Here is a 22,298-nt window from a genome sequence, read left to right on the forward strand (position 1 = left end):
CCCTGTCCCAACCGGCAAAAAACCAACCGGACACCCCTCCCAGGGCACCCAGCAGACCTCCGTCCTGTCAGGATCAGCCACCAAAAAACCAACAGCGCCCAAAAGCACCGCCGTCCCTCAGCAACTCCGCATATAGTCCCCTCAATATCCCAAAGTCAAGAACTCACACACAAAACCAGAAAGATTCTGATAAGTATATGATACGCAATGTTTTTGCTGCCATGCCGTTGATGATAATGAGGTAGTTCCGGCCACACCGGCCAGGCTTTGGGCGGGAGTCCCGTCTTAGGGTTAAGGAATTGGAAATATCTTGGTGCAATCTTGGCAAATCATTCGTCCCTCGCCCGGGCGGCATAGCCCTTGTCAACATGGTTGACTAACGAGGTGCGGACGGGCATTTTCGCGGCCGCTCGGGTTCGTACGCAACGAATCCAGCCCCTCGGAACGGAGCGTTCATGCGTAACTAGGCTCCCGGGGATCGATCTCGGTGGGACGTTGAGAAGGTCGGTCAGTGCGGGGCTTGAGTAAATTGCAAGGGGATGAAGTATTGAACGATCGCGTTGACAGACGGTTCCGCGCCCCGACGCCCACAGGCGTTGCGCGGCGGCCGCAACTGCCTCCGAGACCGCAGCCCAAAGCCACGCAGCGGGCGCCGGCGATCAAGCCGGCAGCGGCCCCTGATCCGCTTGCTACAGAGCCGGTCCATCATCGCTGGCTGCTCACCACCTGCGTGGCCGGGATTGCCGGATCGCTGGTGATCGGCTCCGCGGTCCTCGGCGTGTTCAAGGAAAACGCCACGCCGCGCGACGCTTTTGCCGCGGTCGAAAAGGCGTCAATCAGCGGAAACTATTCAGAGGTCGCCCGGTCGCGCGCATCGGTCATCGGCCGCAAGGAGCTGTCCACGGCCTACCAGCCGCAAGCGGACGATGCCGGTGAACTGATCGTGCCCGAGCGCGATCTCAACAACGCCAATCTCTATCCTGAAATCACCTCCGACGATCTGCCTTATGGCGAAGACAAGCCCGGGGTGATGGAACTGGAAATCGATGCGCTCGATCAGCTCGACCAGGAAGAGAATATCACCACGATCACCAAGCAGGTGCCGCCGGAACCCACCGACGAAACCTTCAAGCTTGCCAAGGGCGAAACGCTCATCGATGCGCTGACCGACCGCGGCGTGAGCAGCGCGGCGGCAAAGGCGCTGACCGATGCCGTCAATCCGATCTTTCCCGCCACGATGATCAAGGAAGGCACGGAATTCGAACTGACGCTGGACCGTCAGATCGACTTCTACGGCCGCGAAGTGATCTTCCCGGTCGAACTGTCGTTCCGGCCTGGTCCCAACGAAACGCTCACTGTCGAGGCCGACGAAGACGGCCGCTTCCAGGCGGCAATCGCCGGCGCCAAGGCCGGGGCGAAATCGCAATATGCGGAATTCAACCACTTCCGCACCCGCGCCAAGGTTGGTTCGAGCCTCTATGGCGCCGCCAAGGACAACCGGGTGCCGGACTACATCATCGCGGAATTCACCCGCATTTTCGCCTATGACGTAGACTTCCAGCGCCAGGTCAAGGCCAACGACACCTTCGACATCTTCTACGGCAATCCGCTCACCGGATCGTCATCCAAGCGCAAGGTGCTGCACTACGCGCAGCTTACCATCGACGGCAGGACCAAGACCTACTACCGCTTCACCTCAGCCGACGGCCAAACCGACTATTTTGATGAAGACGGCCGCAGCGCCCAGAAATCGCTGCTCAAGACGCCCGTGTCCGGCGCCAGGCTCACCTCCGGCTTCGGCATGCGCAGGCATCCGCTGCTTGGATATTCCAAGATGCACGCCGGCATTGATTTCGGCGTGCCGCACGGAACCCCGATCCGGGCCGCGGGCTCGGGCGTGGTGCAAGTCGCCGGCCGCCACGGCGCTTACGGCATTGCCGTCGAGATCAAGCACAACAACAAATATGAAACACTCTACGCCCATATGAGCAAGCTCGCCGCCGGCGTCCGCCGCGGCGCCAGGGTCAACCAGGGCCAGATCATCGGTTATGTCGGCTCGACTGGCCGCTCCACCGGGCCGCATCTGCACTACGAAGTGCACGTCGACGGGCGGCCGGTGAATCCTTCCCGCATCAAGGCGGCCGGCGGCAAGCAGCTGGCGGGCAAGGACCTCGCCAAGTTCAAGCAGCTGAAAGCCCGTGTGCTGACGATGATGCAGCAAGCACCGTCGGCGCTGCAGGTGGCGCAAGCCCAACCGTAACGCTTGCGCCACGCCGCCAGGCCTGCGATGAGCGCGCCTGACATGCGCGCGTTCATCACGTTCCTCGCCGCCTACATGCTGAGCCAGTTCTACCGCTCGTTCCTGGCGGTGATAGCACCCGAGCTGGCGCGCGAACTGGCGCTGAGCCCGCAGGACCTGGGCAATCTTCAGGCGTTCTGGATCCTCGGATTCGTGGCGACCCAGTTTCCCGTGGGCTGGGCGCTGGACGTGATCGGGCCGCGGCGCACCGTGGCGCTGCAGATGCTGGCAGCGGTTGCCGGCGCGTTGCTGTTCGCCTCCGCCGGAAGCGTTGCGGCGCTCAACTTCGCCATGCTGCTCAACGGTGCGGGCTGCGGATCAATTTATATGGGCGCCATCTATCTGTTCGGCCGCACCGCCGCGCCGCAGAAATTCGCCCAGCTCTGCTCATGGCTGCTGGGCCTCGGCACCGCAGGCAATCTGCTGGCCGCTTCGCCCCTGGCCTGGGCCGCGCAGTCAATCGGCTGGCGCGGCGCCATGGCCGTCATGGCGGCGGCCACAGCGCTTTCCGCGCTTTCCGTGCTGATCTTCATCCGCGATCCCGGGCGCGCGGGCGGGGGCATCCCGCGCGGCTTCTTTGGCGGCATCGGCACGGTTCTGAAAATCCGCGCGCTCTGGCCGCTGCTTCCCATCACCGCCGTCAGCTACGCGGTGGTGCTGGCCGAGCGCGGCCTCTGGGCGGGGCCTTATTTCTCCTCCGTACACGGACTTGATCCGGTGGCGCGCGGCCATGCGCTGCTCGTCATGGCGGCCGCCATGTCAGCGGGCGCCCTCGCCTATGGCCCGCTCGACCGCCTGCTCGGGACGCGCAAATGGGTGGTGTTCGGCGGCGTACTCGCTACCGCCTGCGGCTTTGCGCTGCTGGCAATTCCAGAACTGCCGCTTGGCGCCGCCATCGCCACGATGGCGCTGATTGGCGGTTTTGGCATGACCTATGGCGTGCTGATGGCGCATGGCCGCAGCTTCGTGCCTGATCATTTGCTGGGCCGCGGCATCACCCTGCTCAATGTATTGTTCATTGGCGGCGCCGGGGTGCTTCAACCTTTGAGCGGCGCGCTGATGACCAGGCTCTCCGGCCAGCCGCCGGAAACCGCTTTCTCCATCCTTCATCTGGTCTTCGCGGGCCTGCTGCTGGCAGGACTCGTGATCTACGCCTTTGCCAGGGACAATCCGCCGAAGGGCTGAGACTCTGACCAAACGCAAAATGCCCGGGCATTGCCCGGGCATTTCCTGAGAATGCGATGACGCGATAGCGTGTCAGTGCAGCTGCACGACCTTGGGATCGATCACCTTCCCGCCGACCGGCAGGCCATTGAAAGTGAGAAGGCCCGCCTTGACATCGACCTGCACCTTGTCGCCGTCCTTGATGCGGCCGGCCAGCAGCTCCTCGGCCAGCGGATCCTGAAGGTTCTTCTGGATCACGCGCTTCAGGGGCCTCGCGCCATAGGCGGGATCGTAGCCCTTTTCCGCCAGCCAGGCGCGCGCGGCCTCCGAGATCTCGATTTCGATCTTGCGGTCGGCTAGCAGCTTGCGCAGCCGGTTGATCTGGATATCGACGATCGCTCCCATATTGTCCCGCTTCAGGCGGTGGAAGAGGATGATCTCGTCAAGCCGGTTCAGGAACTCGGGCCGGAAGTGCGATTTCACCACCGCCATCACCTGATCCTTCACGACATCGACGTCCTGCGCCTCGCCGAGATTGACAAGATATTCCGAACCGAGGTTCGAGGTCATGATGATCAGCGTGTTCTTGAAATCGACGGTGCGGCCCTGGCCGTCGGTCAGGCGGCCGTCGTCCAGCACCTGCAAGAGCACGTTGAACACGTCCGGATGCGCCTTCTCGATTTCGTCGAACAGCACCACCTGATAGGGCCTGCGCCGCACCGCCTCGGTGAGCGCACCGCCCTCATCATAACCGACATAGCCCGGAGGCGCGCCGATCAGCCGCGAGACCGAATGCTTCTCCATGTATTCCGACATGTCGATCCTGACCATGGCGTGCTCGTCATCGAACAGGAAGCCAGCGAGCGCCTTGGTCAGCTCGGTCTTGCCAACACCCGTGGGGCCGAGGAACATGAACGAGCCGATCGGCCGGTTCGGGTCCTGCAGGCCGGCGCGGGCGCGCCTGACCGCCGTCGACACCGCGATCACCGCTTCCTGCTGACCGATGACGCGCTTCGCCAGCTCCTTCTCCATGGAGATCAGTTTCTCGCGCTCGCCTTCCAGCATCTTGTCGACGGGAACGCCCGTCCAGCGCGACACCACCTGGGCCACGTGATTCTCGGTCACCGCCTCTTCGAGCATCTTGGAACTCGATTTCTCCTCGGCGTCCTTCAGCGTCTTCTCAAGGGCCGGGATGGTCGAATAGGCGAGTTCGCCGGCCTTGGCGAAATCACCCTTGCGCTGCGCCTGGTCAAGCTCAAAGCGGGCTTTCTCCAGCTCCTCCTTGACCTTGGAGGCGGAAGCAAGCTGCTCTTTCTCTTCCTTCCAGCGCCGGGTCATGGCGGCCGACTTCTCCTCGAATTCGGCGAGCTCTTTCTCAAGCTTGCCGAGCCGGTCCTTCGACGCGGTGTCGGTTTCCTTCTTCAGCGCCTCGCGCTCGATCTGCAGCTGCATGATGCGGCGGTCGATCTCGTCGAGCTCTTCGGGCTTCGAATCGACCTGCATGCGGAGCCGCGAGGCGGCTTCGTCCATCAGGTCGATGGCCTTGTCGGGCAGGAACCGGTCGGTGATGTAGCGGTTGGAGAGCACGGCCGACGCGACGATCGCCGAATCTGTGATCCTGACGCCGTGGTGCAGCTCGTACTTCTCCTTGATGCCGCGCAGGATCGAGATCGTATCCTCGACGGATGGCTCATTGACGAACACCGGCTGGAACCGGCGGGCCAGAGCGGCGTCCTTCTCGACATGCTTGCGGTATTCATCCAGCGTCGTGGCGCCCACGCAATGAAGCTCGCCGCGGGCCAGCGCCGGCTTCAGCAGGTTGGACGCATCCATGGCGCCCTCGGTCTTGCCGGCACCCACCAGCGTGTGCATCTCGTCGATGAACAGGATCACGCCGCCTTCCGAAGCGGTCACCTCGGAAAGCACCGCCTTGAGGCGCTCCTCGAATTCGCCCCGGTATTTGGCGCCGGCGATCAGCGCGCCCATATCGAGCGCCATGAGCTTCTTGTCCTTGAGGCTCTCGGGCACGTCGCCCTTGACGATGCGCAGGGCGAGGCCTTCGGCGATGGCGGTCTTGCCAACGCCCGGTTCGCCGATCAGCACCGGATTGTTCTTGGTGCGCCGCGACAGCACCTGGATGGTGCGGCGGATCTCCTCGTCGCGCCCGATCACCGGGTCGAGCTTGCCCTGCTGGGCCGCTTCGGTCAGGTCGCGGGCATATTTCTTGAGCGCGTCATAGCCCTGCTCGGCGGACGCGGTGTCAGCCGTGCGGCCCTTGCGGATGGCATTGATCGCTTCGTTCAGGCCCTGGGCGGTGACGCCCGCAGCCTTCAGCGCCTTTGACGCCTCGGACGGCTCGACCGCCAAAGCCTGCAACAGCCGCTCCGCGGTGACATAGCTGTCACCGGCCTTTTCCGACAGTTTCTGGGCCGTGTCGAAGACCCTGGCCATTTCGGGCGCCAGATAGACCTGGCCGGCGCCGGCGCCGGAAACCTTGGGCAGCTTGGCAAGCGCCACCTCGGTTTCGCGCAGGGCAAGACGCGAGTCGCCACCACTCGCCTTGATCAGGCCAGCGGCGAGGCCTTCCTCGTCATCCAGCAGAACCTTCAGAAGATGCTCGGGGCTGAAACGCTGATGTCCGTCACGCAGCGCCAGTGACTGGGCCGACTGCACAAAACCGCGTGACCGTTCGGTGTATTTCTCGAAATCCATTACTATTCTCCTCCTCGGCGCATGCCCAAGGCTCCGCGAGAGGCAGCCCGGACACGCCGTCAACGGTTGAAGTACCGCCCATCCCCGTTTGAACCCCCGAAAGGCATTCCGCTTGGAGAGCGGCCAATGATGAGGTCATATGGGGATGGATTGGCACGGATCAAGCGATGGGCGGCATGATTGGCGGGAATTCAGGCCACTTCCTTGCGCCAGGTCAATTAGCACCACAGACGAGAGCGAAGCATGGTTCAGAAAATCGATCCCACCGGCCTTGACGCCTACAAGCCAGCCGAGGTGGCGCTGCGCATCGAGGAGGCGGGCGTCAGCAAGGCGGCGCTCGGCTCCGTGCCGCTGCTGACGCTGGCGGTGCTCGCGGGGGCATTCATTGCGCTGGGCGCGGCGGCCTTCACCGCCGCGGTGGCCGGAACCCAACCGGGTTTCGGACCCACCCGGCTGCTGGCCGGGGTGGTGTTTTCGACCGGGCTCATCCTGGTGGTGGTGGCCGGGGCGGAACTGTTTACCGGCAATGCACTCATCGTCATGGCCTGGGTGGACAGGCGGGTAACCGGCGCCGCGCTGTTGCGGAACTGGGCTTTTTCGTTTTCCGGAAATCTGATCGGCGCTCTCGCCGTGGCGGCCCTGATGTGGGCATCCGGCCTGTTCTCAGGCCCGCCGGGCGATGCCGCGCGGGCCATCGCCGCGGCCAAGCTGGCCATCGGCCCGGTCGAGGCCTTCAGCCGTGGCGTCCTTTGCAACATGCTGGTCTGCCTCGCCGTCTGGCTCAGCTTCGCGGCCCGCGGCGTGGCGGACAAGGTGCTCGCCATCGTCTTCCCGATCACCGCCTTCGTGCTGCTGGGCTACGAGCACGCGGTTGCCAACATGTATCTGATTCCGGCCGGCTGGGCGGCAGGCGTGCCGGTCACGCTCGCCGGTTTTCTGGGCAACCTGGTTCCGGTCACCCTCGGCAATGTGGTGGGCGGCGCGGGCGGCGTCGCCTTGGCTTACTGGCTGGCCTACCGGCCGCGTGGCTGAACCCTATTCGCCGTCAGCCGGCGAGGGGGTTTCGGCTACTTCCTTGCGCGGCCGGCGCTCGACGCGGCGCTTGGGGGCTGGCTGGGCGGTGACTTCTTCCGCAGGTGGCGGCTCAGATGCCGCGGGAGCCGCTGCCGGACGGCGCAGGAAGGACGGCGCCTCCCAGCGGCCCGGATCGGCGGCGGGCGCCAGCTGCTGCGGCTCAGGCCGGGGCTGATCCTCGTTGCGCGGCGGCTGGCCTTGCTGGCCTTGCGGCTGCTGATTGTCCTGGCGGCGGTCCTGCCAGCGCGGACGGAACCGGTCACGGCCCTGGCCCTGTTCGCGGCCCTCGCGGCCGAACTCGCGCTGCTCGCGTGGCGGGCGGAACTGCTGCCCCTGCTGGGCGGTCCGTTCCGGGGCTCCCTCAATCATCGGCTGATCGCCAAGCCCATCAGGTTCAGCCACAGGCTGGGCGCCTCCGCGCTGCTCGACGGCAGCCTCCGCCTGATCCTCCTGGTCGTCCTCGTCGAACTCGTCGTCGGGGCGGCGGAATTGCTGCTGCTGTTGCTGGTTGTAGGCCTGCGCCGCGAAGACGATCCGCAGATAGTGCTCGGCGTGCTGAAAATAGCTTTCGGCCATTACGATATCCCCCGAAGACTGGGCGTCACGGCCAAGCTGAAGGTATTTGTCGGCGATTGTCTGGGCCGTACCGCGCACCTTCACGTCCGGCCCGTTGCTCTCATACACCCGGCTCAGCGGATTGCCGCCTCCGCCGCCACCTCCGCCCCCGCCGCCACTGCGATGCCGGTTGCGATTGCGGTTCTTGTGCGTTGGTCTCATCTAATTCCTATTCCAAAATGATACGAGGTTGCGCATGCCTGCCTCGCGGGCCCACAAAGGGGGCCTCGCGGCATCTCGCCTTCTTTTCTGCTCACACAGCGAGCGTATTCACGCCTTACCCGTTGGTTGTCGGAAGGCTTCCGCCACAAGCGTGATCCCCGGAAGGGTTCACGCCTCGTCCCCGCCTGTGCAGATTGCAACTGGGTGTCTGCGCCATTCCGGCGGCAACCCCAACGTCGTTCCCGGCACCAAAAAGTAAGGGCAGAAAGCGTTTCCGACTCGTCTTTAGCCCACAGGCCGCGACTTTCCAACGACTAATTTTCAACCCGTTGGAATGCGAGGCAGCGGATATGGCCACCCAGGTCCTGGCGCTGGTCCACCAGCCTGAAGCCGGCTGCCACGAAGATTGCCGCGATCTCAAGCCCTTGGCCGGCCCCGATTTCCACGACAACATGGCCACCGGGCGTCAGATGGGCGGCCGCCCCCGCGGCAATGGCACGGTAGGCGTCAAGGCCGTCCGCCCCGCCGTCCAGCGCGAGGCGCGGGTCAAAGCAGCGCACATCCGGGCTGAGCGTGGCGATCTCTGCGGCGGGGATATAGGGCGGATTTGACAAGATAAGGTCGAAAACCCCTTTCACCGGCGCAAACCAGCTTCCAGTCAGCAGAACAAGACGGTCCGCCACACCATGCCGCTCGGCATTTTCGGCCGTCACCGCCAGAGCGGCGGCGGAGACATCGGTGGCAATGCCATATGCGTCCGGCCGCTCCGCCAGCAGCGTGATGGCCACCGCGCCGGTGCCAGCGCCAAGTTCAAGAAACCGCCCCGCCTTCGGCAACAGCGCCAGAGCCGTCTCCGCCAGGGTTTCAGTGTCAGGACGAGGATCAAGCGTGTCCGGCGTCACCCGGAAGGACCGGCCATGGAACTCGCGCTCGCCGCGGATGCGGGAAACGGGCTCGCGGGCCTCGCGGCGGGCAATCATGGCCTCAAAGGCCGTGATCTGCTCACCGGCCAAATGGCGATCCGGCTCGAGAATGAGCTCTTCGCGGCTGAGCCCGGCTGCCCCCTGCAGCAGCAGCCTGGCATCGAGATCGGGCGTTTCGCATCCCGCATCCCGCAGACGCCCCGCCGCCCAGACGAGCAGCGGCTTCACCCGCTCAGGCGGCATCATCCTGCCGGGCAAGGAGTTCGGCCTGATGGTGGGTCATCAGGGCCTGGATCATTTCCTCCAGCGCCGGGCCCTCGATGATCTGGTCGAGCTTGTAGAGGGTGAGGTTGATGCGGTGGTCGGTGCAGCGCCCCTGCGGGAAGTTGTAGGTGCGGATGCGTTCCGAGCGGTCCCCGGAGCCCACCTGGTCCTTGCGCTGGGCGGAGCGCTCCTGGTCGATGCGCTGGCGTTCGATCTCATAGAGCCTGGCGCGCAGCAGCTTCATGGCGGCGTTCTTGTTCTTGAGCTGGGATTTCTCGGTCTGCTGGGCGACCGCGATGCCGGTCGGAATGTGGGTGATGCGCACCGCCGAATCGGTGGTGTTCACCGACTGGCCGCCGGGCCCCGACGACCGATAGACATCGATCCGGAGGTCCTTGTCCTCGATCTTGACGTCCACCTCCTCCGCCTCGGGCAGCACCGCAACAGTCGCGGCAGAGGTGTGGATGCGGCCCTGCGCCTCGGTGGCCGGCACGCGCTGCACCCGGTGGACACCCGATTCGAATTTGAGGCGCGCGAAGGCGCCGGCCCCATAGATGTTGGCGATGATTTCCTTGTAGCCGCCATGTTCGCCTTCGCTGGCCGAGATCACCTCTATCCGCCAGCCTTTCGAGGCCGCGTAGCGCTGATACATGCGGAACAGATCGCCCGCGAAAATCGCCGCTTCATCGCCCCCGGTGCCGGCGCGGACCTCGAGGATCACATTGCGCTCGTCGGCGGCATCCTTGGGCAGCAGCAACAGGCGCATCTCCTGCTCGAGATCGGCGATTCGCTGGGCCAGCAACGGCCGCTCGGCCTCCGCCATGGCGGCCAGCTCGCCGCCTGCCTCAACCATTTCCGTAAGGCCCTGGCGCTCGTCATAGGCCTTGCGCAGCTCACGCGCCTTCCTGGCGGCCGGTTCGAGCTCGGCATATTCCCGCGATACCCGTACGAATGCATCCCCGGTCACCGCGCCTGACGACATGTCATGTTCGGCGGCGGCAAAGCGGTGGATGATGCGGTCAAGCTTTTCGAGCGGAATGGCGGACATGGGCCGGGCTTCTAGCCGATGGCCCTACAAGTTGGAAGCCTGTCAGCCCTTGGCAGCCGTATCGAACAGGATGGTGACCGGCCCGTCATTGACCAGCGCCACCCGCATCTCGGCGCCAAAGACACCGGTTTCGACCGCGATGCCCTCACGCCGCAAGGCGTCGCAGAAAAGCTCGTAAAGACGCCGGCCCTCGTCAGGCGGCGCGGCGGCGGAAAAGCCCGGGCGGTTACCGCTTTCCATGCCCTGCGCGGCAAGCGTGAACTGGCTCACCGCCAGCACCTGCCCCTCAACCGCGGCAAGCGGAAGGTTCATCTTGCCTGCGTCGTCGCGGAAGATGCGTAGCTGGGCGATCTTGCGGGCAAGCCGCGCGGCCTCGGCTTCGGTGTCGCCGGCCATGGCGCAGACCAGAACCAGAAAGCCACGGCCGATCGCTCCGGCTACCCGGTCCCCGGCCGTGACGGAGGCTTCCGAAACCCGCTGGACGACAGCGCGCAAGAGGGCGGCGTCAGCCTTCAAGCGCCTTGAGGTCGAGAGAACGGCCGACGAGGATTTCGCCTGGCGTTCCAAGCATGCCCTTGTCCCTGCCGTCGATCGAATAGCTGAGCAGGCCGCCGTCGCGGGCGATGATGATCAGGCCGTCGCGGTTGGGCACCCGGTAGATGTCGCCCTTCATCAGCATCTGGGTCATCACCACCCGGCCCTGATTGTCCTCGATCCTCACCCACACCGGAGCCTTGGCCTTCAGCATGAGGCGGCTTTCGCCGTTCGCGGCACCGAAAGTGCGGCCCTCCGGACCCGCCGACACGTCGTCGGTTACCGCCGGTACCGGTTCGCCATCCGGCATGCTCTTTTCGATGAGCGCGGTGATGCCATCGAGCCCGGTGCCGACAAGATCGTCTTCACCGGGAGCCGTTGCACTGGCAGCTGGTGGTTCTCCCGCCATGATCGCTGCGGCATCAGGGGCCGTGGATGCGGTGGGCATCGGATCGGCTTGCGGAGCCGCGCTGATATCGGCTGACTCGGCTGAAGGCTGTTCGCTCAGCGCTGCGGGCTTGTCGCCGCCAGGCAGCAGGAAGTAGCCCACCGCCGCGAACAGCAGCACCGCGGCGGCGGTCGAAGCGACGAGTCCGCCCGCTCCGCCGGGAATCCGGCGCAGCTTCGGCAACTTGGCGAAACGCCCGAACGGCAGCACTCTGGCGCTTGTCAGAGGCGCGGGATTGGCCGGATGACGGGGCTCCGCGGCAAGCGGCGGCAAGGGCAGGAAATGGGCGTAATGCTGCACCAGCGGTTCGGGATCGAAACCGAGATAGTCAGCATAGGCGCTGATCAGTTCCAGAGCTTCGCGGCGCTCAGGCAGCCGGGTGAGATCGCCATTTTCGATGGCTTCGAGGTGGTAGGGGTGAATGCCGCTGCCCTCGCCCGCCTCGGCCAGGCTGAGCCCGCGCGACAGGCGTTCGTATTCAAGATACCAGCCGGCCTCTCCCAGCGGGTCGGCCGCGCCGTCGGGCTTGCCGCGCAGGCCGATATGACTGGAGTCCGTCTCTTGTTCCGTCTGATAAGGGGCTTCGTCACGGATATTGGCCGCACTGGCGGCTTCCTCGGTCATCTCGACGCTGTCGTTACGCATGATACCACTCTCGGGGCGCTGGTTGCCTGTTAAGCCCGCGTTAACGGGACTTTGAGCGACATGATGAACGAGAATGGTGAACGGGAAGCTAACGCGAGGCTTACGTCAGAGTACCACGCCGTTGCGTTGCGCGAATTCCATCAGCTCCGGCCTGAGCGTGTGGAGCGGGCTGGTGAGCAAGGGCTCCATGAAACGCCACAGCTTCTGGCGGTCAAGCGAACGGACCATGGCTTTGACCGGCCCCACCGCCGAAGGCACCATAGAAATCGAGGTGAGGCCCACGCCAACGAGGCCCATGGCCTCCAGCGTCCGGCCGCCGAGCTCGCCGCAGAGGGTCACCGGCTTGCCGTGTCGCTCCGCCTTCTCGACGATCAGCCGCATGGCGCTCAGCGCCGCCGGGCTCAGCGCATCATAGCGGCCGGCGAGCCGCGGGTTGCCGCGGTCGGAGGCGAACAGGAACTGCACCAGGTCATTCGAGCCGATGGAGGCGAAATCGACGAGCGGCAGCAGATGATCGAGCTGCCAGAGCAGCGAGGGGATTTCGATCATGGCGCCGAGCTTCAATGGTTCCGGCAGGCGGTGGCCGCGCTTCAGGAGATGGCGCTTCTCGATGTCCACGACTTCGAGCGCACGCTTGTATTCCTCGACGTCGGCAATCATCGGGAACATGATCTTCATGGGGCTTCCGGCGGCGGCCATCATCAGCGCACGCAGCTGCAGCCTCAGAAGCGCCGGGCGGTCCAGCGCCATGCGGATCGAGCGCCATCCCAGCGCCGGATTCTCCTCCTTCGGCTGGCGCAGATAGGGCAGCACCTTGTCAGCGCCGATATCAAGCGTCCGGAAGGTGACGGGCTTTCCCTTGGCCTGGGTGATGATCGTCTCGTAATGGCGGATCTGCTGGGAAAGCCGCGGGAAACGGCTGGCCATCATGAAGTGTAGCTCGGTGCGGTAGAGCCCCACGCCATCTGCACCCGAATCATGGAGATGCGGCAGGTCGACAACCAGACCTGCATTGATGTTGAGTTCGATCTGCTCGCCCGACCGGCAGATGGCCGGTTGATCGCGCAGTGCGGCGTATTGCGCTTGCTTTCGGGCGTAGAAGCGCACTTTTTCGGCATAGGACCGCTGCAGCTCCGTCGACGGACGGACGAAAACCTCTCCCGTGCCGCCATCAACGATGAGCGGGCTACCGGTATCAACGAGATCGATCAGTCCCGCGGCCTGGCCCACGGCGGGAATGCCCAGCGCCCGCGCCACGATGGTGACGTGGCTGGTGCGCCCGCCTTCCTCCAGCACCACGCCGCGCAGCCGCGAACGGTCATAATCGAGAAGCTCGGCGGGCCCCATGTTGCGGGCCACCACGATGGCGTTCTGCGGCAGGTCTGACCGCGAGGCCGTGGCGATGGCGCCTGTCAGAATGCGCAGCAGACGGTTGGACAGGTCGTCCAGGTCATGCATCCGCTCGCGCAAGTAAGGGTCGGGCGTGCGCGCCATGCGGGCGCGGTTGTCGTTCTGCACGCGCTCGACGGCGGCTTCGGCCGTAAGGCCGGTGTCAATCGCCTCGCGCAGGCGGTGCACCCAGCCCTTGTCATGGGCAAACATGCGGATGGTTTCGAGCACATCGGAATACTCGGTGGCGCCGCGCTGCGCGTCAGAACCGTCCAGCAGCTCATCGACATGGGCGCGCAGCTGGGCCACCGCATCCTCAAGGCGCCGCTTCTCGGCGGGAATGTTCTCGGCGATCAGGTTCTGGATGACGACGCGCGGCTCATGCAGAACGGCATAGCCGAGCGCCACGCCCTCAGCGAGCGAGTCGGCGCGCAGATGATGGCTTCTCACATGCGCGACGTCGGCGGCGACCTCGCTTGCCACTTCGCGCAATTCGCCCGCCGCGATGACCTCGGCCAGCACCATGGCTGTGGTCTGCAGCGCCTCTTCTTCCTCTTCGGTGTAGTGCCGGCGCGTGCGGTTCTGCACCACCAGCACGCCGATCACCGTGCCGCCGCGCATGACCGGCACGCCAAGGAAGGAATTGTAGATCTCCTCGCCCGTCTCGGGCAGGTACTTGAAGGCCGGATGGCGCTGCGCATCCGAAAGATTGAGGCCGATGGCCTGCATGGCGATGGTGCCGACGAGGCCCTCGCCGCTCTTGAGCTTGGATTTGTGAACCGCCTCGCGCTTCAGGCCCTCGGTGGCGTAAAGTTCAAGAATGTCGCCGGGCCTCATGACATAGATCGAGCAGACCTCTGCCACCATGTTAGCGGCGATGATCTGCACGATCTTGTCCAGCCGCTTCTGTGCCGCGACCGGCTCCGCCATGACCTCGCGGAGCCTTTTCAGCAGGACACGCGGGCCAAGGGCGGAGTTTGCCATCAGCCGGTGTCTCCGCGTACGGAGACGACGGCCGCTTTGTAGCGGCCGGCCACCGTCACGTTATGGCTGATCAGGCGCATCCGGTTCAGGCGACCTTGGCGTCAAGCCCGTAGGCCGTATGCAGGGCGCGCACCGCGAGCTCGGTATAGGCCTCGTCGATCAGCACCGAGACCTTGATCTCCGAGGTGGTGATGGCCTGGATATTGATGCCCTTTTCGGCCAGCGCGCGGAACATCTTGGCGGCCACGCCGGCGTGGCTGCGCATGCCGATGCCGACGATCGACACTTTGGCCACATCGGCGGAATGCGCGATGCTTTCGAAGCCCGCCTTGGATTTTACCGCGTTCAGCACGTCGAGCGCCTTGCGCAGGTCCTTGCGCGCCACAGTGAAAGTGATGTCGGCAAAGGCGCCATCGGCGGAAATATTCTGCACGATCATGTCGACGCTGATGTCCGCCTCGGCGAGCGGCCCGAAAATCGCCGCCGAGACACCGGGCTGATCCTTGACGCGGCGGATCGAGACCTTGGCTTCGTCGCGCGAATAGGCGACGCCGCTTACCACATGCTGTTCCACGATACGTTCCTCATCGCAAACGAGTGTTCCGGGGCCCGTCCCATCGGGCCTGTTCTGGTTGGGCGAGTCAGGCGGCTCGAAACTCGAGCGCACCTGCAAGGGTACCTTATAGACCATGGCGAGCTCGACCGAGCGGGTCTGCAGCACCTTGGCGCCGAGCGAGGCCTGTTCCAGCATCTCCTCGTAGGAAATGCGGTCAAGCTTGCGGGCGCCGGTAACGATCCGCGGATCGGCAGTATAGACGCCGTCGACATCGGTGTAGATGTCGCAGCCGGCATCGAGCGCCGCGGCCACCGCGACCGCCGAGGTATCCGAGCCGCCGCGGCCCAGTGTCGTGATGCGGCGGTCGGGGCCGATGCCCTGGAAACCGGCGATCACCGCCACCTGGCCCTGCTCCATGCGCTTGCGGATTTCCTCGCCGTCAATGCCGGCAATGCGGGCGGCGCCGTGAACGCCGTCGGTCTTGAGCGGAATCTGCCAGCCCTGCCATGAGCGGGCGGGAATGCCGAGGTCCTGCAAGACGATGGCCAGGAGCCCGGCGGTCACCTGTTCGCCGGACGCCACCACCGCGTCATACTCGCGCGCGTCATGGACGGCGGCGGCCTCGCGGCACCAGCCCACCAGACGGTCGGTGGTGCCAGCCATGGCCGAGACCACCACCGCCACATGGTGGCCGGCCTTGACCTCACGCTCGACATGGCGGGCGACATTGCGGATGCGGCCGATATCCGCAACCGACGTACCCCCGAACTTCATTACCAAACGGCCCATCGGCCAGAACCCCTCATAATCCTCCGCCGCCCGGACCTCGTTTCAAGGTTCCGGCTGGTGGCCTGGTCTGATGGACGGTTGAACCCCCGGCTGCGGCGCGGCGTACTCATAGATGACAGGCCTTCTCTATGCAATAATGGCCGAAACACAAATTTGGATGACGTAATGACCGCCTTGGCCCCCTCGCTCGACCCTTCGGAAGTGGAGAAATTCTCGGCCATGGCGGCCGAATGGTGGAACCCGAACGGCAAGTTCGGGGTGCTGCATGTGTTGAATCCCGTGCGGCTGCAGATCATCAAGGAGCAGGTGACGGCGCGGCTGGGCCGTGACCCGCTCGAACGCCGCCCCTTCGAAGGACTTCGCTTCCTCGATATCGGCTGCGGCGGCGGGCTGCTGAGCGAGCCCATGGCCCGGCTGGGTGCCGCCGTGGTGGGGGTCGACCCGTCGGAGAAGAACATCAAGACCGCCTCCGTCCATCGTGACGAGATGGGGCTCGCCATCGATTACAGGGTCGGCACGGCCGAGGACCTCGCGGCGGCGGGCGCGCGTTTTGACGTGATCCTCAACATGGAGGTGATCGAGCACGTGGCGGACCCGCGCGCCTTCACCGCCACCTGTGCGGCCATGCTCAATCCAGGCGGGCTGATGTTCGTGGCGACGCTGAACCGCACGCTCAAGTCCTTTGGGCTGGCCATCGTCGGCGCCGAATATGTGCTGCGCTGGCTGCCCAAGGGCACCCATCAATGGGAGAAGTTCATCACCCCCGATGAGCTCAAGGCATGGCTCGCCGAAAACGGCCTGGCGGTGAAGCAGGAGATGGGCGTCACCTACAATCCCTTCAGCCGCCAGTGGCGGGTGAGCCGCGACATGGACGTGAATTATCTGCTCGTCGCCCAGAAGGGTTGAGCACAATGTTTCTCGGCATCGACATCGGAACCTCCTCCGTCAAGGCCGTGGTGGTGGATGGCACACAGCGGCTGATCGCTGCGGCTTCCACGCCGCTTGCCGTGTCGCGGCCCCATGAGCTGTGGTCGGAGCAGCACCCGGATGACTGGTGGGCGGCAGTCGAGGGCACTGTCGCGGAACTTCGCGCCGCGGCAGGGCGTTCATGGGCCGCCATCGGCGCGGTCGGCCTTTCCGGCCAGATGCATGGCGCGGTGCTGATCGACGGCGCGGGCCGCCCGTTGCGCCCGGCCATTCTGCACAATGACGGCCGCGCCTTTGGAGAGGCCGAGGAGCTGAACCGCCGGCTTCCGGCTATCGGGCAGATCGCCGGGGTACCCGCCATGCCGGGCTTCGCGGCGCCCAAGCTGCTGTGGCTTGCCCACCATGAGCCGGAAGTCTTGCGCCAGGCGCGCCATCTGCTGCTGCCCAAGGACTATGTGCGCCTGCGGATGAGCGGCAGCCTCGCCACCGACATGAGCGATGCATCGGGCGCCTTGCTGCTTGACTGTGCGCGGCGGCAATGGTCGCCGGAGATCGCCGCCGCCTGCGGCATTGATCTATCGCTGTTGCCACCGGTCCTGGAAGGTTCGGCGGTGGCGGGTGAATTGACCGCGCCGGTGGCTGCGGCATGGGGTCTGAAGCCTGGCACGATTCTGGCCACCGGCGCCGGCGATGCGGCGGCGGGCGCCATCGCCGCGGGCGCCGTGAACGAGGGTGATGCCTTCATCTCGCTGGGCACGGCAGCGCAATATTTCGTGGCGCGCGAGAGCTACCGCCCCGCGCCAGAGCATCTGGTTCACAGTTTCTGCCACGGCCTGCCTCAGCGCTGGTTCCAGATGGCCGCCCTGCTGAACGGCGCGGGCGCGCTCGCCTGGGCGGCGGAGCTTCTCGGGAAAAGCGACATCGGCGCCATGCTGGCGGCGGCGGAAACAGCCTTCACGGGGCCGTCGCCGCTCATGTTCCTGCCCTATCTCACCGGCGAGCGTACCCCGCACAACAACGCCCATGCCAGGGGCGTGCTGTTCGGCCTCACGCCTGCGTCAGGCGCCGAACAGGTGACACAGGCTGTCGTCGAAGGCGTGGCGCTGGCGCTTGCCGATTGCCAGGCCTATGTGGCCGAAACCGGCGCGCTGCCCGAACAGATCGCCGTCAACGGCGGTGGCGCGCGAAGCCCGTTCTGGATGAAGATCCTCGCCAGCGCGCTCGGCAAGACCTTGCACGTGCAGGAAGAGTCGGGCGCCGGCCCGGCCTTCGGCGCCGCCCGGCTGGCCCGCCTCGCCTTGACGGGAGAAGATCCCGCCAAAGTCTGCACGAAGCCGCGGATCGCCGCTGAAATCCGCCCTGATCCGGCGCTCGCCGACGCCTATGGCGGAAAACTCGTCCAGTTCCGGAACCTCTACCGCGCCGTGAAGCCGTTCTACCAATGAACGCTATTCGACCCAGGACGCCGCCCAGAATGACTCTGGCGCCTGGGTCATGGTGGCCAGCGCGCCGAGCCGGGGCTGCGTGAGGCCGATGCCCGCGACGCGGCGGCGCAGTTCAAGTTGCGCATCCACAATGAGGGCTGGCGCGCCCAGCAATGTCACGGTCGCCATGGCCAGCGCCTGCGCGGCGGCCAGCGGCCCTGGCGAACCGGCGGGATGGCCGGATAGCGCCGTCCAGGCCCAATGGTGAATAGGAACCTGCTTGGGATAGGCCCAATTGACGCGGCCCAGCGGAATGCGCCAGCTCACCTCGCCGTCGTCCTGACCATAGTAGTCCTCGCCGCTGTCGAAATAGCGAATCTCGCTGTCGATCTCCATCTGCTCCTCAGGCGCGCAAGCGTGGCAGAGCGCGCGCATGAAGGCCAGATCCGCTTCCGTCCATTGTGGTCCGCCGGCCGCGCGCATAGCCGCGAACAGCAGCCGGCCCAGCGTATCGTTCGGCAGATAGCCGCGCGACTCGGAAATGAACTGGTGACGGCAGGAAACGCCGCCATGCCGGGCGGCGTCACTCGCCAGCCGGGCGATCGCCTCATAGGCGCCGCGCGTGCGTTCGTAGTCGAAGCCTCTGGTGGTGAACCACAGCCGGGTTTCCGATGGCATGATCGAGGGCATCACCCCCGCTTTTCTCAGCACATGACGCAGCAGCACGCCCGGGTAATCGGTTTCAATCGCGCGGATGGCGGCGCTCACCGCTTCCTCGGCAACCAGCAGGGCATTGCGCTGGCCGGTCTGGCCGCCATGGCCTGACTCAGAGGCATAGACGAATTCACCGGAGACCACCGCCTGGCAAGGCCGTGACAGCGCCCCGGTCTGGTAATCGCCATGCGAGGTGAGAATGGCGTCGATGCCCGCGAACACCCCGGCGCGGAAGAGGGCGATCTTGCCCCACAGGATTTCCTCGGCCGGACAGCCGATGACCCTGATCTCGCCGCCGATGCCGAGCTCGCGGCAGACCAGGGCAGCCACGACGGCGGCGCCGGCATTGGCCGGCCCGATATGATTGTGCCCGCAGCCATGGCCAGCCGCCAGCCCGAGGCTCTTGCGGACCGGTGCGGCCTCATTGTCCAGGCCGGGCAGCGCATCATATTCGGCGAGGAGCGCTGCGACCGGGCCACCGCCTGGGCCGGACCGCGCCACAAAGGCGGTGGGTAGGCCGCCCGCACCTTTTTCGACAGCAAAGCCATGACCGGCAAGCCAGTTGGCCAGCCGGGCCGCCGCGCGGACTTCCATGCCGGGCAATTCCGGGTCCGCCCATTGCTGGCGGAACAGGGTTTCGATTTCAGGCCTCAGCGCCCGCGCATATTCGCCAGCCAGCGCGGCGACTCTTGCATCGATCATCACCGGTTTCTCCGAAAGCCGGACACCTGGCGGCCGCCGGTCACGGAATAATAGCCGCCAGCTGCTGGCGGAGCCATAGAATTCGTGGATCGCGGTCGTTGCGCCGGTGCCAGAACACCGAGATATTGAAGCGCCGGATGGTGAGCGGCGGCTCGGCCAGAACCAGCCCGAAGCCAGGCGCGAAGGACCGCGCCACGCGTGCGGGCAGCGTGACAATGGCGTCACAACGCGCAGCAACGGCAAGGGCCGGCAGGAAGGCCGGCAGACCCAGCACGATGCGGCGGCTCCTGCCCAAGGCTTCGAGTGCCGTGTCGACGATGCCGCGCAGGTCCCCGCCCGGCGAGATGAGAATATGATCGGCGTTGCAGTAATCGTCGAGCGTGACCTGGGGCGCCTGGGGCAAGGCCTTGGACCGTCCCGCCACCAGGAAACCTTCCTCATAGAGCAGCTGGCTCGACATCGCCGGGTCTGGCTCCCACAACACGCCGAGCATGAGATCGGCGCGGCCATCGGACAGGGCCTCGGCAGCCTGGCCTCTGCCGAAAGGCAAGACGGAAAGCCGCAAGCCCGGCGCGGCGGCGCGCAGCCGCGCCGTCAGCGGCGGCACCAGCACCGCCTGTTCGCCATCGAGTGCTGCTATCCGTACAATGCCCTCCGCCCGCTCAGGGTCGAAGGCGCGGGCGGTTCCCAACGCACCGCGCAGCGCCTCCACGGCCTGCGCCACCGGCTGCTCGAGCGCCAGCGCCGTGGCGGTGGGTTCCAATCCGTAGGGATGCCGCAGAAACAGCTCATCCTTGAACACCGCGCGCAGGCGCTGCAGCGCCTGGCTGATCGCCGATGGGGTTAGCCCGAGGTCCGTGGCCACATCAGCAGCCTTGCGATGCCGCACAAGCCCCAGAAAGATCAGCAGAAGGGTGAGATCGAGGCGCCGGAGTTCAGACTTACTTAAGTCAGACATCAGTGTAATTCGTTTTTGTTTCTTTCTCCTGTGGCTTATCTCCGGATCAAAGGGGGAAGCAAGGAGAAGTTCCCATGCGCATTGCAATCATCGGAACCGGCAATGTGGGTGGCGCGATCGCCCACGGCCTGAAGGGCAAGGGCCACCAGGTGACGCTCGGGGCCCGCGATCCCGCCGCTACGGATGTTCAGGCCCTGGCCAAGGCGGCGGGCGCCGCGGTGGCCGCTCCGGCACAGGCGGCGGCCGGGGCCGAGCTGGTCATCCTTGCCTTGCCATGGGGCGCGGCGGAAAACGCCGTCAAAGGACTTGGCGATCTCAGTGGAAAGATCGTCATCGACTGCATGAATCCGCTCGGCATGGTCAATGGCGCCCTGGCGCTCACCATCGGCCACACCACCAGCGGCGGTGAGACCGTGCAGTCCTGGCTGCCAGGCGCGAAAGTGGTGAAGACACTGAACCAGGTGGGCGCTGAAATGATGGCGGACAACCGGGCGCTGCCGCACCGGCCCGTGATGTTCATGGCCGGAAACGACGCCGCCGCAAAGCAGAGCGTGGCACAAATTCTGGGCGACCTCGGCTTCGAGGCGCTGGACGCCGGCGACATCGCCAAGGCCCGGCTGCTGGAGCCCTTCGCCATGGTGTGGATCAACCAGGCCCTGTTCCGCGGCAAGGGCCGCAACTGGGCGTTTGCCGCGGTTTCCGAAGCATAAACCCACAAGACCTCATCAACCGAACATCTGCCGAAGCGGGCAAGACCTGGACCGGCTTCGCCAACAGCGAAGAGGCCTTCGCCGACAGTTTCGTGGGCAAGCGCATCCAGCCCTTCTGGATCGAGGAGGAGGCGCGCAAGATCGACGGCACCAATTTCATCGTCAATGGCATGTTCAAGCCCTTCGCGGTGCGCGACGGCAACCTGATCACCGGCCAACAGCAGAACTCTGGCGCGGCGGCTGCCGCTCTGGCGATCGACACGCTTGGGCGCTGAAACCGCCCCGCGACCCATAGCGCCCGAAAGTCACGAAATCGTGAGGCGGCGGCGCAATCCGCCGCACCCCCGGCTGCGTTTATCCAGGGGCGGTCAGCAAACGGCTGAGAAATCAACGGCGGCCAGCCGCGGTAAACGAAAAATCGGGAGACATCCATGCACAAGACCGTTCTTGCGGCCGCCTTTGCGCTCGCCCTCGGAACCACAGCGGCATCGGCCGCCAACATTGTTGAGACCGCCAAGCAGGCCGGGTCCTTCAATACGTTGCTGGCGGCCGCCACGGCCGCCGGTCTCGCCGATGCGCTGGCGACCACGCCCAACATTACGGTCTTCGCGCCGACCGACGAAGCCTTCGCCAAACTGCCTGCAGGAACGGTGGAGAACTTGCTCAAGCCTGAGAATAAGGATCAGCTCGTGGCGATACTCACCTATCACGTGCTGCCGCGCAAGCTGGCGTCCAATCAGATGCTGGCGGGTCCGTTTCATGTCCGTACGCTGAAGGCCACGCCGGATCGTACGCTGGCAATCACCAAGAACGCCGATGGCGTGACGGTTGACAATGCCCGGGTGGTGAAGGCGGACATCATCGCCGACAACGGTATCATCCACGTGATTGACGCGGTGATGCTGCCGAGCAAGTGACGCCGCGCCGCCTTCCCGGCGGCATACGGCTCGCAACGCTTTGCCGCCAGCGAATTGAAAAACGCCCGGTATACGGGCGTTTTTCATGGGTGAGTGCAGCGGTGGACGGCCCGGCAAGTTGGGTTCGCGGCTCCGGAGAGCCAGACGATCAGCTCGAAATGAAAACCTCTCTCTTACTCGCGGCGCAGCGCCTCGATGGGATCGAGGCGGGCGGCGCGGCGTGCCGGGAAATAGCCGAACAGCACGCCGATCAGCGCCGAGACCACGAAGGCCAGCGCCACCACTTTGGGGTCGGCGCTGAACGGCACGTCCATGAGCGCCGCCCCTCCGGCAGCGATCC

At 65.4% G+C, this 22,298-nt stretch carries 18 protein-coding genes and 1 pseudogene; 8 read left to right on the forward strand and 11 right to left on the reverse strand.

Annotated elements, in window-relative coordinates; genetic code table 11:
• The first annotated feature begins 754 nt into the window (after positions 1-754).
• Together ACKOED_RS12530 and ACKOED_RS12535 are read left to right on the forward strand one after the other, a co-directional pair.
• The gene (locus ACKOED_RS12530; RefSeq protein WP_408916931.1) at positions 755-2,260 is read left to right on the forward strand and encodes a M23 family metallopeptidase; all 1,506 of its coding nucleotides are present in this window, start codon (positions 755-757) and stop codon (positions 2,258-2,260) included.
• A 42-nt stretch (positions 2,261-2,302) separates the two neighbouring features.
• Positions 2,303-3,484, forward strand: coding sequence for an MFS transporter (locus tag ACKOED_RS12535; protein WP_408916932.1), 1,182 nt, complete (start codon positions 2,303-2,305; stop codon positions 3,482-3,484).
• 72 nt (positions 3,485-3,556) lie between these two features.
• On the opposite strand, the gene clpB is transcribed toward ACKOED_RS12535, so the two are convergent.
• Complete coding sequence (gene clpB, locus ACKOED_RS12540) at positions 3,557-6,175, reverse strand: ATP-dependent chaperone ClpB (protein ID WP_408916933.1); 2,619 nt, start codon at positions 6,173-6,175, stop codon at positions 3,557-3,559.
• A gap of 243 nt (positions 6,176-6,418) precedes the next feature.
• On the opposite strand from clpB, the gene ACKOED_RS12545 reads away from it, so the two are divergent.
• Positions 6,419-7,207 carry a formate/nitrite transporter family protein gene (locus ACKOED_RS12545; protein ID WP_408916934.1) on the forward strand — a complete coding sequence of 263 codons (789 nt, stop codon included), beginning with the start codon at positions 6,419-6,421 and terminating at the stop codon, positions 7,205-7,207.
• Positions 7,208-7,210: 3 nt separating this feature from the next.
• On the opposite strand, the gene ACKOED_RS12550 is transcribed toward ACKOED_RS12545, so the two are convergent.
• From ACKOED_RS12550 to ACKOED_RS12580, 7 genes are all read right to left on the reverse strand, one after another.
• Positions 7,211-8,026, reverse strand: coding sequence for a DUF4167 domain-containing protein (locus ACKOED_RS12550; RefSeq protein ID WP_408916935.1), 816 nt, complete (start codon positions 8,024-8,026; stop codon positions 7,211-7,213).
• Positions 8,027-8,340: 314 nt separating this feature from the next.
• The gene (prmC, locus tag ACKOED_RS12555) at positions 8,341-9,207 is read right to left on the reverse strand and encodes a peptide chain release factor N(5)-glutamine methyltransferase (RefSeq protein WP_408916936.1); all 867 of its coding nucleotides are present in this window, start codon (positions 9,205-9,207) and stop codon (positions 8,341-8,343) included.
• A complete protein-coding gene (gene prfA, locus ACKOED_RS12560; protein WP_408916937.1) occupies positions 9,182-10,261 on the reverse strand; it encodes a peptide chain release factor 1 in 1,080 nt (359 codons plus the stop codon). Before prfA ends, prmC begins: the two co-directional genes overlap by 26 nt.
• A gap of 42 nt (positions 10,262-10,303) precedes the next feature.
• Positions 10,304-10,756: a D-aminoacyl-tRNA deacylase gene (dtd, locus tag ACKOED_RS12565; RefSeq protein ID WP_408916938.1), complete on the reverse strand. Its 453-nt coding sequence runs from the start codon at positions 10,754-10,756 to the stop codon at positions 10,304-10,306.
• Between the two features lie 10 nt (positions 10,757-10,766).
• Complete coding sequence (locus ACKOED_RS12570; protein WP_408916939.1) at positions 10,767-11,888, reverse strand: RodZ domain-containing protein; 1,122 nt, start codon at positions 11,886-11,888, stop codon at positions 10,767-10,769.
• A 105-nt stretch (positions 11,889-11,993) separates the two neighbouring features.
• Positions 11,994-14,261 (reverse strand): phosphoenolpyruvate--protein phosphotransferase, encoded by a 2,268-nt coding sequence (ptsP, locus tag ACKOED_RS12575; RefSeq protein ID WP_408916940.1) that lies wholly within the window; start codon positions 14,259-14,261, stop codon positions 11,994-11,996.
• 85 nt (positions 14,262-14,346) lie between these two features.
• Positions 14,347-15,606: an aspartate kinase gene (locus tag ACKOED_RS12580; protein WP_408916941.1), complete on the reverse strand. Its 1,260-nt coding sequence runs from the start codon at positions 15,604-15,606 to the stop codon at positions 14,347-14,349.
• A 165-nt stretch (positions 15,607-15,771) separates the two neighbouring features.
• Here ACKOED_RS12580 and ubiG point away from each other — a divergent pair, with 165 nt between their 5' ends.
• Positions 15,772-16,512 (forward strand): bifunctional 2-polyprenyl-6-hydroxyphenol methylase/3-demethylubiquinol 3-O-methyltransferase UbiG, encoded by a 741-nt coding sequence (gene ubiG, locus ACKOED_RS12585; protein ID WP_408916942.1) that lies wholly within the window; start codon positions 15,772-15,774, stop codon positions 16,510-16,512.
• Positions 16,513-16,517: 5 nt separating this feature from the next.
• A complete protein-coding gene (gene xylB, locus ACKOED_RS12590) occupies positions 16,518-17,978 on the forward strand; it encodes a xylulokinase (RefSeq protein WP_408916943.1) in 1,461 nt (486 codons plus the stop codon).
• A 3-nt stretch (positions 17,979-17,981) separates the two neighbouring features.
• Here xylB and ACKOED_RS12595 read toward each other — a convergent pair whose 3' ends face one another.
• Together ACKOED_RS12595 and ACKOED_RS12600 are read right to left on the reverse strand one after the other, a co-directional pair.
• Positions 17,982-19,373, reverse strand: a complete 1,392-nt coding sequence (locus ACKOED_RS12595; RefSeq protein WP_408916944.1) for an amidohydrolase — start codon at positions 19,371-19,373, stop codon at positions 17,982-17,984.
• Between the two features lie 40 nt (positions 19,374-19,413).
• Entirely contained in the window at positions 19,414-20,331 is a 918-nt protein-coding gene (locus ACKOED_RS12600; RefSeq protein ID WP_408916945.1) for a LysR family transcriptional regulator, read from the reverse strand.
• 53 nt (positions 20,332-20,384) lie between these two features.
• Here ACKOED_RS12600 and ACKOED_RS12605 point away from each other — a divergent pair.
• The 3 genes and pseudogenes from ACKOED_RS12605 to ACKOED_RS12615 form a co-directional block, all read left to right on the forward strand.
• A pseudogene (locus ACKOED_RS12605) lies at positions 20,385-21,041 on the forward strand (NADPH-dependent F420 reductase); the annotation flags it as partial.
• Between the two features lie 92 nt (positions 21,042-21,133).
• Entirely contained in the window at positions 21,134-21,316 is a 183-nt protein-coding gene (locus ACKOED_RS12610; protein WP_408916946.1) for a hypothetical protein, read from the forward strand.
• Between the two features lie 156 nt (positions 21,317-21,472).
• Positions 21,473-21,958: a fasciclin domain-containing protein gene (locus tag ACKOED_RS12615; protein WP_408916947.1), complete on the forward strand. Its 486-nt coding sequence runs from the start codon at positions 21,473-21,475 to the stop codon at positions 21,956-21,958.
• A 173-nt stretch (positions 21,959-22,131) separates the two neighbouring features.
• On the opposite strand, the gene ACKOED_RS12620 is transcribed toward ACKOED_RS12615, so the two are convergent.
• Positions 22,132-22,298, reverse strand: a 167-nt coding sequence (locus ACKOED_RS12620) for an ABC transporter permease (protein WP_408916948.1), incomplete at its 5' end; no start/stop codon positions are given.

This window comes from Aestuariivirga sp., assembly GCF_046093005.1.
Lineage (GTDB): Bacteria > Pseudomonadota > Alphaproteobacteria > Rhizobiales > Aestuariivirgaceae > Aestuariivirga.

Bases quoted from the DNA above. Each gene is read 5' to 3' on its own strand.
- ACKOED_RS12580 (WP_408916941.1), bottom strand. From the start codon at position 15,606: ATGGGCCGTTTGGTAATGAAGTTCGGGGGTACGTCGGTTGCGGATATC.
- ACKOED_RS12550 (WP_408916935.1), bottom strand. From the start codon at position 8,026: ATGAGACCAACGCACAAGAACCGCAATCGCAACCGGCATCGCAGTGGC.
- prfA (WP_408916937.1), bottom strand. From the start codon at position 10,261: ATGTCCGCCATTCCGCTCGAAAAGCTTGACCGCATCATCCACCGCTTT.
- ptsP (WP_408916940.1), bottom strand. From the start codon at position 14,261: ATGGCAAACTCCGCCCTTGGCCCGCGTGTCCTGCTGAAAAGGCTCCGC.
- clpB (WP_408916933.1), bottom strand. From the start codon at position 6,175: ATGGATTTCGAGAAATACACCGAACGGTCACGCGGTTTTGTGCAGTCG.
- ACKOED_RS12535 (WP_408916932.1), top strand. From the start codon at position 2,303: ATGCGCGCGTTCATCACGTTCCTCGCCGCCTACATGCTGAGCCAGTTC.
- ACKOED_RS12545 (WP_408916934.1), top strand. From the start codon at position 6,419: ATGGTTCAGAAAATCGATCCCACCGGCCTTGACGCCTACAAGCCAGCC.
- ACKOED_RS12600 (WP_408916945.1), bottom strand. From the start codon at position 20,331: ATGTCTGACTTAAGTAAGTCTGAACTCCGGCGCCTCGATCTCACCCTT.
- ACKOED_RS12570 (WP_408916939.1), bottom strand. From the start codon at position 11,888: ATGCGTAACGACAGCGTCGAGATGACCGAGGAAGCCGCCAGTGCGGCC.
- ACKOED_RS12615 (WP_408916947.1), top strand. From the start codon at position 21,473: ATGCACAAGACCGTTCTTGCGGCCGCCTTTGCGCTCGCCCTCGGAACC.
- ACKOED_RS12595 (WP_408916944.1), bottom strand. From the start codon at position 19,373: ATGATCGATGCAAGAGTCGCCGCGCTGGCTGGCGAATATGCGCGGGCG.
- xylB (WP_408916943.1), top strand. From the start codon at position 16,518: ATGTTTCTCGGCATCGACATCGGAACCTCCTCCGTCAAGGCCGTGGTG.
- ubiG (WP_408916942.1), top strand. From the start codon at position 15,772: ATGACCGCCTTGGCCCCCTCGCTCGACCCTTCGGAAGTGGAGAAATTC.